The sequence below is a fragment of the Mucilaginibacter sp. UR6-11 genome (assembly GCF_020880695.1).
Taxonomy (GTDB): Bacteria; Bacteroidota; Bacteroidia; order Sphingobacteriales; family Sphingobacteriaceae; genus Mucilaginibacter.
Map to the genome: position 1 here is coordinate 927,761 of NZ_JAJIWO010000001.1, position 13,366 is coordinate 941,126.

The 13,366-nt window shown below is 46.1% G+C and carries 10 protein-coding genes; 5 read left to right on the forward strand and 5 right to left on the reverse strand.

Going from position 1 to position 13,366, the window contains the following annotated elements; all coding sequences use genetic code 11:
* Positions 1 to 85: 85 nt before the first annotated feature.
* From can to LJ658_RS04325, 3 genes are all read right to left on the reverse strand, one after another.
* Positions 86 to 808: a carbonate dehydratase gene (gene can, locus LJ658_RS04315; protein WP_230545234.1), complete on the reverse strand. Its 723-nt coding sequence runs from the start codon at positions 806 to 808 to the stop codon at positions 86 to 88.
* Positions 809 to 817: 9 nt separating this feature from the next.
* On the reverse strand, positions 818 to 2,422 hold the full coding sequence (locus LJ658_RS04320; protein ID WP_230545235.1) for a SulP family inorganic anion transporter: 1,605 nt from the start codon (positions 2,420 to 2,422) through the stop codon (positions 818 to 820).
* 70 nt (positions 2,423 to 2,492) lie between these two features.
* A complete protein-coding gene (locus LJ658_RS04325; protein ID WP_230545236.1) occupies positions 2,493 to 2,822 on the reverse strand; it encodes a hypothetical protein in 330 nt (109 codons plus the stop codon).
* A gap of 103 nt (positions 2,823 to 2,925) precedes the next feature.
* On the opposite strand from LJ658_RS04325, the gene LJ658_RS04330 reads away from it, so the two are divergent.
* From LJ658_RS04330 to LJ658_RS04345, 4 genes are all read left to right on the forward strand, one after another.
* Positions 2,926 to 4,467, forward strand: coding sequence for an acyl-CoA carboxylase subunit beta (locus LJ658_RS04330; protein ID WP_230545237.1), 1,542 nt, complete (start codon positions 2,926 to 2,928; stop codon positions 4,465 to 4,467).
* Between the two features lie 70 nt (positions 4,468 to 4,537).
* Positions 4,538 to 4,945, forward strand: coding sequence for a GNAT family N-acetyltransferase (locus LJ658_RS04335; RefSeq protein WP_230545238.1), 408 nt, complete (start codon positions 4,538 to 4,540; stop codon positions 4,943 to 4,945).
* A 123-nt stretch (positions 4,946 to 5,068) separates the two neighbouring features.
* The gene (locus LJ658_RS04340) at positions 5,069 to 6,184 is read left to right on the forward strand and encodes a M42 family metallopeptidase (protein WP_230545239.1); all 1,116 of its coding nucleotides are present in this window, start codon (positions 5,069 to 5,071) and stop codon (positions 6,182 to 6,184) included.
* A 54-nt stretch (positions 6,185 to 6,238) separates the two neighbouring features.
* Positions 6,239 to 7,141, forward strand: coding sequence for a sugar phosphate nucleotidyltransferase (locus tag LJ658_RS04345; RefSeq protein ID WP_230545240.1), 903 nt, complete (start codon positions 6,239 to 6,241; stop codon positions 7,139 to 7,141).
* A gap of 228 nt (positions 7,142 to 7,369) precedes the next feature.
* Here the strand turns inward: LJ658_RS04345 and nhaA are convergent, their stop codons facing one another.
* The gene (gene nhaA / locus LJ658_RS04350) at positions 7,370 to 8,548 is read right to left on the reverse strand and encodes a Na+/H+ antiporter NhaA (protein ID WP_230545241.1); all 1,179 of its coding nucleotides are present in this window, start codon (positions 8,546 to 8,548) and stop codon (positions 7,370 to 7,372) included.
* Positions 8,549 to 8,700: 152 nt separating this feature from the next.
* On the opposite strand from nhaA, the gene LJ658_RS04355 reads away from it, so the two are divergent.
* On the forward strand, positions 8,701 to 10,959 hold the full coding sequence (locus LJ658_RS04355; RefSeq protein ID WP_230545242.1) for a glycoside hydrolase family 31 protein: 2,259 nt from the start codon (positions 8,701 to 8,703) through the stop codon (positions 10,957 to 10,959).
* Between the two features lie 231 nt (positions 10,960 to 11,190).
* Here LJ658_RS04355 and dnaK read toward each other — a convergent pair whose 3' ends face one another.
* The gene (gene dnaK, locus LJ658_RS04360; RefSeq protein WP_230545243.1) at positions 11,191 to 13,104 is read right to left on the reverse strand and encodes a molecular chaperone DnaK; all 1,914 of its coding nucleotides are present in this window, start codon (positions 13,102 to 13,104) and stop codon (positions 11,191 to 11,193) included.
* Between the last annotated feature and the right edge of the window lie 262 nt (positions 13,105 to 13,366).

A 13,366-nucleotide genomic window follows, 5' to 3' on the forward strand; every position in this document is an offset into this window, starting at 1 on the left:
ATATAACTATTAAACCATTTGCCGGGCACAAAAAAATCCCGGCCTGCAATTGCAGCACCGGGACCACTTCACACCAAAAAAAATCTTATGCGTGGGCGGCTACTGCTTCCGCTTCCAACTCATATACATAACCTAAGTTTTGCGAATCATTATTTGTCACTTTCAGGTCTTTAACCAGGCCGGTGTTAATATCCACCACCCAGCCGTGTACCTGCAGGTCCTCGCGCTCTTTCCATGCGTTTTGAATGATGGTTGTTTTGCACAGATTATAAGCCTGCTCAATTACATTCAGTTCAACCAACCGGTTAATTTTGGCATCCTTATCTGTAATACGGTCAAGCTCATGGGCGTGCAGGCGGTATACGTCTTTAATATGGCGCAGCCAGTTATCAATCAGCCCGAACTGTTTGTGGGTTAACGCGGCCGCCACCCCGCCGCAGCCGTAATGGCCGGCAACAATCACATGTTTAACTTTTAATACGTTAACGGCATAATCCAGCACGCTCAGCATGTTCATATCAGAGTGAACACATACATTGGCAATGTTGCGGTGCACAAATACTTCGCCCGGTTTGGTGCCGGTAACCTGGTTGGCGGGTACGCGGCTGTCAGAGCAGCCTATCCACAGCACCTCGGGGCTTTGGCCTTTTGATAACTTTTTAAAGTAATCGGGGTCGCCTTTTAATTGTTCAGCCACCCACTGACGGTTGCCGGACAATAAAGAGTTGTAGCTTTCTTTTTGCGCCAATTTTATACTTCCGTTTTTTACGGCCGTTGTTATTTCTGTTTTATTATTATCGGTTTTCATGACTTTTTCTTAGTTAGGGTGATAAATTAATTCTTTGAGTTTAGGCACATCGTAGCGGTCTTTTATGGCAACCAGCTGTACGTCGATACCTTTGGTATGGGCATTCTTATTAAAGTTGTTGATGATCTCCAGCACATCCGGATCAATAAACCTTGAATTAGTGCCATTAATTACTACTCTGGTATTTTTAGGCAGCGTTGTTAAGGTAATTTGTATGGCTGCCTTATTTAAAAACGACACTTCTTCGGCAAGCATTATGGTGATGATTTTATGATCGGCACTATCCTTAATATGATAGAAAAACGGGTTACGCATGTTGGTGCGCAGGATGTAAAACACCCCTACCAGCATCCCGATGCCTACCCCGATCAGCAGATCAGTTAATACTACCGCCAGTATGGTTACCACAAAAGGTATAAATTGCGATAGCCCCTGGTGCCACATGTGTTTGAACAAGGTTATCCGTGCCAGCTTATAACCTGTCACCAATAATATGGCTGCCAAGCACGATAACGGGATATAGTTAATAGCCGCCGGAATAAACAACAGCGACAATAACAGCAATACACCATGGATGATCGCGCTCATTTTGGTACGCGCCCCGGCATTAACATTTGCCGATGAACGTACAATCACCGCTGTCATAGGTAACCCGCCCAGTAAACCGCTTATAATGTTACCGGCGCCCTGCGCCACCAGTTCGCGGTTGGTTGGCGAGATCCGTTTGATAGGGTCCAGCTTGTCGACGGCCTCAAGGCTAAGTAGTGTTTCCAAACTTGCAACTATGGCTATAGTAGCGGCAGTTATCCAAACATCCTTATTACCTATAGCCGAGAAGTTGGGCGATTTAAACAGGCCGAAAAATTCAACAGCGTTCTGTACTATCGGGATATGTACAAATTGCTTATCCCTTAGTGCAATAGCAGTTCCGTTAAATAGTAAGCTTAGTATCACACCGGCTAATACCACCAGTAACGGTGCGGGTACCACAGCCAGTTTTTTAAACCTGGGCCAGTATATCAGCAATAAAATTGATACCGCGGCAATTATTGTTGTACCATAATTGATCTTTGACAACGCCCTCAATATCCCCGAGAAAGTATTGTTTTGATCTGCCTGCCTGAAGGCTTCGTCACCTTCAAAATCGGCGTCATAACCAACCGCGTGCGGGAATTGCTTCATGATCAGGATGATACCTATTGCGGCCAGCATCCCCTCAATTACTGCGGATGGGAAATAGTTGCCAATGGTACCGGCTTTAATTATACCCAGGGTTATCTGGATGACGCCGGCTAATAACACGGCCAGTAAAAAGGTCTCGAACGAGCCTAAACCGTTAATGGCGTTGAGCACAATTACGGTTAAACCGGCAGCCGGACCGGCCACACTAAGCTGCGATCCGCTTAACGCGCCAACCACTATGCCGCCAATAATGCCGGTTAAAATGCCCGAGAATAATGGCGCGCCTGATGCCAGCGCGATGCCCAGGCATAACGGCAGCGCCACTAAAAAAACAACAATACTTGAAGGGATATCTTTTTTAAGATTTTTTGGCAAAAAATATTTTTTGAGATTAAGACTGCCCATAGCGGTCCCATCTTGCTTAAATTGCATATAGAATGAGTTTGAATTGAAAAATTTAAATGAATAGCAGTCAACCCCGGATCAGGCCCGGGTTATTCATTTAAACGTTGGGAGGCGGCGTGGGTACTACCGGATGGTAAAGCTGCACCAGCAAAGAATGCTCCAGGTTGTGCAGGTAATTTGTTTCCAGCAAATACGGATCGTAGTGGAAGAAAGTCAACAGGTGTTCGTCAAAACTCTTCTTCTCCTTGATGGCATCCTTTTCAGGATTTTCTTTTTCACCTTTGGTTTCCTGCTCCAGTTGCATAATAACTGCGCGGGCGGTGTTACAATCTAAAAACGAAAATAAAGGTACCAGCGATATAGACATCTTCACTACGAAGACGGCCATAAATAGGATACCGGTGAATTTTCTGCCCTTAGCGTTCATTAATGGCGAATATACAAATCTTATCGCTTGCGTTACAACTTTAGTAAGCCGACTTTGTTCAATTTAATTGCTAATTTTATAATCTTACACTATAATTACTATTGTGGATACCAAAATAAACCAACTAAAAGACAAGCGTGAACAAGCCCTCGCCGGTGGCGGCCAGGCCCGTATTGAAAGTCAGCATAAAAAAGGAAAATTAACCGCGCGCGAGCGTTTACACTTTTTAATGGACGAGGGGTCCTTCCAGGAAATAGGTATGCTGGTTACCCACCGGTCTACCGATTTTGGGATGGAGGCTGAAAAATATCCCGGCGATGGCGTGGTTACCGGCTATGGCACCGTTAACGGGCGTTTGATCTATGTATACTCGCAGGACTTTACCGTTTTCGGCGGCTCGCTGTCTGAAACCCATGCCGAAAAGATCTGCAGGATTATGGAACTTGCTATAAAGAACGGGGCCCCGGTTGTCGGGCTCAATGATTCGGGCGGTGCCCGTATCCAGGAAGGCGTGGTATCCTTAGGCGGCTATGCCGATATATTTTACCATAATACCATGGCATCGGGCGTGGTGCCGCAGATCTCGGCTATTATGGGGCCGTGCGCAGGTGGCGCCGTTTATTCGCCAGCTATTACCGATTTTATTTTGATGGTTGAGCATACTTCCTACATGTTTGTAACCGGCCCCAACGTAGTAAAAACGGTAACGCATGAAATTGTGACCTCCGAGGAACTGGGCGGCGCACATACCCATGCCACTAAATCAGGCGTCACCCATTTTGCCTGCGTTAATGAGATCGAAGCTATTCAGCATATTAAAAAACTGCTAAGCTATATGCCGCAGAATTGCGAGGACGAGGCGCCGGCGCTGGCTTACGAGCCCACAAACGAACTACGACCCGAACTAAATGACATCTTACCCGAAGCGGCTTTGCAGCCTTATGATGTTCGCGAAGTGATCACCCATATCATTGATGACGACTCGTTTTTAGAGGTCCATAAAGATTTTGCCGAAAACATTGTGGTAGGCTTTGCCCGGCTGGCAGGCCGCAGCATTGGTATTGTTGCTAACCAACCCGGCTTTTTAGCGGGTGTGTTAGATAGACATGCCTCAACCAAAGCGGCACGCTTTGTACGCTTCTGCGATAGCTTTAACATCCCGCTATTGGTGCTGGAAGATGTCCCGGGCTTTTTACCGGGGACGGACCAGGAGTGGAACGCCATTATCACCAATGGCGCCAAGCTATTGTATGCCTTTTGTGAAGCAACAGTTCCGCGGATCACGGTTATTACCCGTAAGGCCTATGGCGGCGCTTATGATGTAATGAACTCCAAACACATCGGTGCCGATATGAACTTTGCCTGGCCGTCGGCCGAGATTGCGGTTATGGGCGCCAAAGGCGCTGCCGAGATCATTTTTAAACGCGAAATCAGCTCGGCAGAAAACCCGGAAGCGAAGTGGAAAGAAAAGGAGCAATTATACTCCGATACCTTTGCCAACCCCTACCGCGCCGCCGAGCGTGGTTTTATTGACGAGGTGATTGAGCCGGCAGAAACCCGCCTGAAGCTGATCCGGGCCTTCAAAATGCTGGAAAATAAGGTGGTAAACAATCCGAGGAAGAAGCATGGAAATATTCCGTTGTAAAAATATGAGCTGCTAAATAGCAAGGCGTTTAAGATTTCTCACTACGTTTCGAAATGACAATTTATATATTATGATTACCATCGAACAAATCCGCCCCGAACTAACCTGGCGCTTGCGGCAGCAGGTGCTGTACCCCAATTCCAGGTTGTATGAGATGGAAATGGAAGAGGATAATCACGGCTATCATTTTGGCGCGTTTCGGGATAATAATTTGGCAGGCGTGGTTTCTTTGTTCCGGGATGGCACTGGTTTTCAGTTTAGGAAATTTGCCGTGGCTGCCGAAATGCAAAACACAGGCATTGGCAAAGCCATGCTAAATTACATCATTGATTTTGCCATCGCCGAAGGCGCTAAAAGAATATGGTGCAATGCCCGGGTTACCGCTATAGGTTTTTATTTGCGTTATGGATTTGTGCAAACCGGCAAGCTGTTTTCAAAAAATGGTTTTGATTATGAGGTCATGGAAAAGGCCATTTAAATTTAAGCAAAAGGATAAGCTAAAACAATCTGCTAAACCCGCCAAAAACCTTTTACCTTTATCCTTTAACCTTTTACCTCAATTACTATATTTGCAAGCCACTTAAAAGGCACCAACAACACTATGTCTAAAAAGAAATCAGATAAAAAAGAGCACGTTCCTGTTGTAACCGATACATCATTAGCTTTTCTCGAAAAATATATCAATAATGCCTCGCCTACCGGTTTCGAGTGGAAGGGCCAGGAGTTGTGGCTGGATTATATCAAACCGTATGTTGACGATCATTATGTTGACAATTACGGCACCGCGGTAGCCATCATCAACCCTAAAGCCGAATATAAGGTTGTTATAGAGGCCCACGCTGATGAGATCTCCTGGTTCGTTAATTATATTACGAGCGACGGTTTGATCTATGTCATCCGTAACGGTGGTTCTGATCACCAGATAGCGCCGTCAAAACGTGTTAATATCCATACCGATAAGGGCATTGTTAAAGCTGTATTTGGCTGGCCGGCTATCCACACCCGCATGGGTGGCGAAAAAGAAGAGGCCCCATCACTTAAAAACATCTTTTTAGACTGCGGCGCTACCACAAAAGAAGAAGTTGAGAAAATGGGTATCCATGTGGGCTGTGTGATTACTTATGAGGATGAGTTTATGGTACTGAACGACCGCTACTACGTCGGCCGTGCTTTAGACAACCGGGTTGGTGGCTTCATGATTGCCGAAGTTGCCCGTTTATTAAAAGAAAATAAAAAGAAACTGCCTTTTGGCTTATACATCGTCAATGCCGTTCAGGAAGAGATTGGCCTGCGTGGCGCCGAAATGATTGCGCACCGCATTAAACCAAACGTAGCTATTGTTACCGACGTTACGCATGATACCCAAACACCGATGATCAGCAAGATTACCCAGGGCGACCTGGCTTGCGGCCGCGGACCGGTGGTATCTTACGCCCCGGCGGTACAAAACAACCTGAACAAGCTGCTGATGGATACTGCCGATAAAGCAGGTATCCCTTTCCAGCGCCAGGCTTCATCACGCTCAACCGGTACCGATACCGATGCATTTGCTTACTCAAATGATGGCGTGCCGTCTGCATTGATATCCTTATGCCTGCGCTATATGCATACCACCGTTGAAATGGTGCACAAAGAAGATTGCGACAATGTTATCCGCCTCATCTATGAAGCATTGTTAAATATCAAATCAGGACAGGATTTCAGATACATCAAATAAACATTTTAACCTTATTAACGTTTGACATACCGGGCCTAAAGCCCAACAACCATTATGAAACCAACACTATTAATACTGGCCGCAGGGATGGCCAGCCGCTACGGCAGCATGAAGCAGATAGATGGCTTTGGCCCAAATGGCGAAACCATTATTGACTATTCTATCCATGACGCCATCCGTGCCGGATTTGGAAAAGTAAGCTTCATTATCCGCGAGGAGTTTGTTGAACCCTTTAAAGCCATTTTTGAACCAAAGCTGAAAGGCCGTATTGAAACTGATTATGTATTTCAAAGTTTCGACCTTAAGCCTTTTGGGATTGACAAAACTATTGAGCGCGCTAAACCCTGGGGCACCGCCCACGCGGTATTGGCGGCCCGCAACCAGATCCATGAGCCTTTTTGCGTTATCAATGCGGATGACTATTATGGCTACGATTCATTTGAAAAAATGGTTAAGTTTTTAACGACCGAAGTAAGAGACGATCATTATTCATTGATTGGTTACCAGATTGACCGTACCTTGTCTGATTATGGTTCAGTATCGCGCGGCGTTTGCGAGGTGGATGCCAATGGCAACATGACCGAGGTAAACGAGCGTACCGAAGTTTATTTTAAAGAAGACGGCAGCGTGGCCTATAAAGACGCAACCGGCGAGCACCCGCTACCAAACGATACCCGCGTATCAATGAATTTCTGGGGATTTACGCCGGCAGTATTTAAACAAAGCGAGCAAATGTTCAGGGATTTTGTTGCGGCCAATGAGAATAATCCAAAAGCCGAGTTTTTTATCCCCCTGGTTGCCGATCAGCTGATCAAAAGCGGGCAGGCATCATTTAAAGTGATCCCAACCGGCTCAAAATGGTTTGGCGTAACCTATAAGGAAGATAAACCCATCGTACAGAAATCAATATCTGATTTGATTGAGGCTGGTGTTTATCCGGCTAACCTTTGGAGCTAATCAGGACGCTATAAGAAATAAAATCCCGCTTAACGGCGGGATTTTTTGTTTCACACCTTTGCTATGAACCAGGTGTTCCACTTTGCGCGAGCGGAACGAAGCGGAACAGCCGGAACACTGCGGAACACCCCGGAACACTTCGGAACACCCCGGAACGGAGCGGAACACTTCGGAACGCCCCCGGAACACTTCGGAACGCCCCCGGAACAATACAGAATAAAAATCAGCTTAAAGCGGGGACTTTTTGTTCCCAATCAGGATTCTTCTCAGGTATAAAAATCCCGCTACCCCGGCAATAACCGAGGCGATCAAAATAGCAAATTTAGCCTCGGTGTTATAAGCCGACCTGCCAAATGACAACAGCGAAATAAATATCGACATGGTAAAGCCAATCCCCGCCAGTATCCCCATGCCGGCAATGTGTTTCCATGACAACTGATCAGGCAATGCGCCTATTTTAAGCTTAACGGTTAACCAGGCAAAAAGCATCACACCTGTTGGCTTGCCAAATACCAGCCCTAAAATTATCCCAAGCCCCAGCAGGCCCGCAACGCCGTTGATTATACCGGCCTCAAAATGGATATTGGTGTTGGCCAGCGCAAACAACGGCATGATAACAAAATTAACGGGCGTATTAAGCTGGTGGGCCAATTTGGCCAGCACCGGTCCTTTTTTTGAACTGACCGGGATAGCCAATGCTGTTAATACCCCGGCGATGGTGGCATGAACGCCCGAATGATGGATAAAGTACCATAATATAATCCCCGGGATCAAATAAAATGCAACGTGTTTTACGCCCAGTTTATTCATTAGCAGCAACAGCAAAAATATACCTGTTGCTATACCAAGGTACAGCCAGTGCAGGGTTGTTGAATAAAATACCGCAATGATAATTATAGCCAGCAGATCATCAACTACGGCCAGGGTTGACAGCAGCACTTTTAACGACGCCGGTACCAGTTTGCCCAGTAATGACAGTACACCCAGGGCAAAAGCAATATCAGTAGCCATGGGGATGGCCCAGCCGCTACCGGTGGGCTGCCCGTAATTAAATGCGAAGAATATGACAGCCGGCACTATTGCCCCGCCTACCGCGGCAAATATGGGTACGGCGGCAATTTTAAAGCTTGACAAATGGCCGTCAATCATCTCATTTTTGATCTCCAGCCCAATCAGGAAAAAGAAGATGGCCATCAGGCCGTCATTGATCCAGCCCAGCAGGGAATATTTTAAATGGATAACTGCCGATTCATAACCGAATGTACAGGCTAACAACCGGGCAAAACTATCATGAGCGGCCGTGTTGGCAATAACCAGCGAAGCGATTACGCAAACTATTAACAATACGCCACCCGCTTGCTCTGACTGGATGAATTCTGAGAAGGGATCGGTGCTGCGCTTTATCATTTTGGTAGGCTGTATCCAAATATACAATATCTAAATCGCCCGTTCAACTGAAAGCACAGAACAGTTTATGATACCAAACATTGGGCTGTTACTTATTTACTTTAATCACACCTTTCCCAAACTAAAAAAACGATATTGCTGTTCATTAGGATATGCAGTTAGAAATATTAGGCAATGCCAATACCGTTACCTACCAAAATGGCGCGTTGGTTATTAAAACGGCGCAAGCCGAAGCCCGCGTTTGGGTATACAGCCCCACCATCATCCGGGTTTGTATCAGCAAAAATTTTAGCGAAGCTGACAGTTCGTTCGCGGTAATTGAAAAGCCGCTGGATGATTTTACCTGGCGGCATTTGAGTGAGCAGGTTGAGTTAACCACGGCGGCACTAAAGCTAATCGTAAACATCAACCCGTTACGTTTTAATTTTTATACGGCTGATGGCAAGCCCTTAAGCGAAGACGATGCACGCTTTGGCACCAACTGGCAGGGCGAACGGGTGATCAACTACCGGAAGTTGTATCCCGACGAGAAATTTATAGGCCTGGGCGAGAAAGCCGGCGACCTGAACCGCCGCGGCTGCAACTATGTAAACTGGAACACCGATGCTTCGTTGCATACCATTACTACCGATCCCTTATACAAAACCTTCCCGTTCTTTATCGGCCTGCATAGCGGGCTCAGTTACGGACTGTTTTTTGATAATACCCATAAAAGCTATTTCGACTTTGGCGCCACTACCGATGAGCAGATGAGCTGGTTTGGGGCCGATGGCGGCGACATGAACTATTATTTCATCGGCGCGCAGGGTATCCGCAATATCCTGGCGGATTATACCTGGTTAACCGGCCGCATGGAAATGCCGCCGTTATGGAGCCTGGGTTACCAGCAATGCCGGTGGAGCTATATGAGCGCCGGCGAGGTGCTGGATGTGGCCCGCACGTTCCGCGAAAAGCACATCCCGGCTGATGTGATGTATTGCGACATTGATTACATGGATGGTTACAAGATCTTTACCTGGAACAGGGAAACCTTCCCGGATCCGAAAGGAATGATTGACGAGTTGAAAGCTATGGATTTCAGGCTGGTTACTATCGTAGATCCCGGAATAAAAATAGATGAAAATTACAGCGAATATAAAGAAGGCGTGGACAAGCATTACTTTGCCACCTACCCCAACGGCGAGTTATATACCGCCAGTGTTTGGCCGGGCCGCTGCCATTTCCCCGACTTTTTAAATGAGGAAGTGCGCGAATGGTGGGGCGCATCCTTCAAAGCTTTAACCGACCCGGGTGTTGAAGGTTTTTGGAACGATATGAACGAACCTGCCGCCTGGGGACAAAACATGCCCTGGCTGGTAAAATTCGGCGATAAGTTTATGCCAGAGATAAGGAACGTGTATGGCATGCAAATGGCAAGGGCCACTTATAACGGTACTAAACGCATTTTAAACGGCAAACGCCCATTTATACTCACCCGTGCCGCTTATGCCGGCATACAGCGTTACTCGGCCGTTTGGACGGGTGATAACGCCGCGACAGATGAGCACATGCTATTCGGCCAACGATTGGTAAATAGTCTGGGGTTAACCGGCATGTCATTGATCGGTGTTGATATCGGCGGGTTTATGGGTAACCCAACGCCGGAGTTAATGGTGCGCTGGAATTCGCTGGGGTCCTATACGCCAATGTACCGCAACCATGCCGCCCTTGGCATGAGCATGCGCGAACCATGGCAATGGGGCGATGAGTATGAGCAAATCATTAAAAAAGATATTGAGCAGCGGTATAAACTGCTGCCCTACATTTATTCGGGCTTCTATCAATCGGTACAAACCGGTTTGCCTTTAAGCCGCACACTGGCCATTGATTATACGCAGGATGAGAACGTCTTCGATATCAACTACCAGAACCAGTTTTTATTTGGCGACGGGTTATTGGTTGCACCGGTTATCAGCACCGCGGACGGGGTCGACGTGTACCTGCCCGCGGGCGATTGGTACCGTTTAGGCAGCGACGAAAAGTATAGCGGCAGCCAGGTTGTTAAAGTGTCATGCCCACTGACAGATCTGCCCGTGTTTGCCAAAGCCGGCGCTATCGTGCCGATGCAAAATGTGGTACAAAGCACCAATGAAGCCGGTGATGGGATATTGCTTGTTCATATCTGGAACGGTACCGAAGCTAATGCTTTTGTTTATTATGAGGATGACGGAACATCATATGATTATCAAAACGGCGCCTTTTATAAACGGGAGATCAGCTTTGATCCGCAGAAACGTGCAGTTATATTTGGTGAGGTTGAGGGAAGTTTTGTTTCTAAATATTCAATAATAAAAGTGGTTTGGCACGGGTTTGAGAATGCAGGTACCATCGAAGCTGAGAACTCAACTCAACCTTTTATCATAACTTATTAATAATTGTTCATTCCGGAGTCTTTTTACTTTTATTCCTCACCTCAATAATGAACCCGGCCCGAGCGGTCAGGCTAAATTGCGTTAGGGATGGAAATGTATACCGGCCCGGGCCTAAGGCCTCAAGGCGTATGAATGAACAGCCCGGCCCAAAGGGAACGCCCTAACCAAACTCAAACAAAAAAGCCCTGCTCCAATAAACGGAGCAGGGCTTTTAACTAATATATATTGAGATTATTTGCTGTCGTCTTTTACTTCTTCAAAGTCAACGTCAGTTACCGTGTCAGAGTGGTCTTGCGGACCGGCTCCCGGTGCGCCTGCATCTCCTGCCGGCTGGCCACCTTCTGCAGATGCTTTGTACATCTCTTCAGAAGCTGCTGTCCAGGCAGTGTTTAACTCAGCCTGAGCTACATCAATATCAGCAAGGTTTTTAGAAGCATAAGCAGCTTTTAATTTTGTTAAACCTTCTTCAATAGGTGCTTTTTTGTCAGCCGGTAGTTTATCACCAAACTCTTTCAGTTGTTTTTCGGTGCTAAAGATCAAAGCGTCAGCGCTGTTCAGTTTTTCAACTTCTTCTTTTGCCGCTTTGTCAGCATCAGCGTTAGCTTCCGCTTCGTCCTTCATTTTCTTGATCTCGGCATCGGTTAAACCAGATGATGCTTCAATACGGATCTTTTGCTCTTTACCGGTAGCTTTATCTTTAGCCGATACGTGTAATATACCGTTGGCATCGATATCAAAGGTTACCTCAACCTGTGGTACACCACGTGGCGCAGGTGGCAATCCGTCTAAGTGGAAACGGCCAATGGTACGGTTACCTTGTGCCATAGGGCGCTCACCTTGTAAGATATGGATCTCAACAGATGGCTGGTTATCAGACGCGGTTGAGAATGTCTCAGATTTTTTTGTCGGGATAGTTGTGTTTGACTCGATCAACCGGGTCATTACACCACCCATAGTTTCAATACCTAATGATAGTGGGGTAACGTCTAACAACAATACATCCTTCACTTCACCTGTCAATACACCACCTTGTATAGCGGCACCGATAGCAACAACTTCATCAGGGTTAACACCTTTTGATGGTGCTTTACCGAAGAATTTTTGTACGGCATCCTGTATAGCAGGGATACGTGTAGAACCACCTACCAAAATAACCTCGTCGATATCTGATGTGCTGTAACCTGCATTTTTCAAAGCAGTTTTACAAGGCTCGATAGTCCGTTTGATCAGGCTGTCAGCCAATTGCTCAAACTTGGCACGGGTTAAAGTTTTCACCAGGTGCTTAGGCATGCCATCAGCAGCAGTGATATATGGTAAGTTAATTTCTGTTTGCGGAGAGCTTGATAATTCAATTTTAGCTTTCTCTGCAGATTCTTTTAAACGTTGCAAAGCCATTGGATCCTTACGCAGATCAACACCTTCGTCAGATTTAAATTCGTCTGCCATCCAGTCGATAATTACCTGGTCAAAGTCATCACCACCTAAGTGTGTATCACCATCAGTTGATTTTACTTCGAACACGCCATCACCTAATTCAAGGATTGACACGTCATGCGTACCACCACCGCAATCAAATACGGCAATTTTCATGTCTTTGTGTGCTTTGTCCAAACCATAAGCAAGGGCAGCAGCAGTAGGCTCATTAATGATACGACGTACTTTTAAACCTGCAATTTCACCGGCTTCTTTGGTAGCCTGGCGTTGTGCATCATTAAAGTAAGCCGGTACGGTAATAACCGCTTCAGTAACTTCATGGCCCAAAAAGTCTTCAGCCGTTTTCTTCATTTTTTGAAGGATCATTGCTGAGATTTCCTGTGGCGTGTATTTACGGTCGCCGATTTCAACACGAGGTGTGTTGTTATCGCCTTTTACTACCGTATAAGGCATGCGGGCCGCTTCTTTAGTAACCTCGTTAAACTGGTTACCCATGAAGCGTTTAATAGATGAAATAGTTTTTGTAGGATTGGTAATAGCCTGACGTTTTGCAGGATCTCCTACTTTACGCTCGCCGTTGTCGATAAAAGCTACTACTGACGGCGTAGTACGTTTTCCCTCGCTGTTTGCTATAACTACAGGTTCATTACCTTCCATTACAGCTACGCAGGAGTTTGTGGTTCCTAAGTCGATTCCGATTATTTTAGACATATGATTATTTATTTCTTGATTGTTTTGTTTACTACTACCTGTTTAACAATGGTTGTGCCAATTTGGGTTTGGCAGAATTATTAGGTAAAAAGGTGAAAGGGAAAAGGTGAAAGGTATATTTCAGTCAGAATGCTGTCTGATTATGGTGACAGGTTGGCAGAAAACATCATGTAGAGACGCAATATTTTGCGTCTCAGTGCAGAATCATTTATTCACGTAGAGACGCAATATTTTGCGTCTCAGTGCACAATCATTTATATTC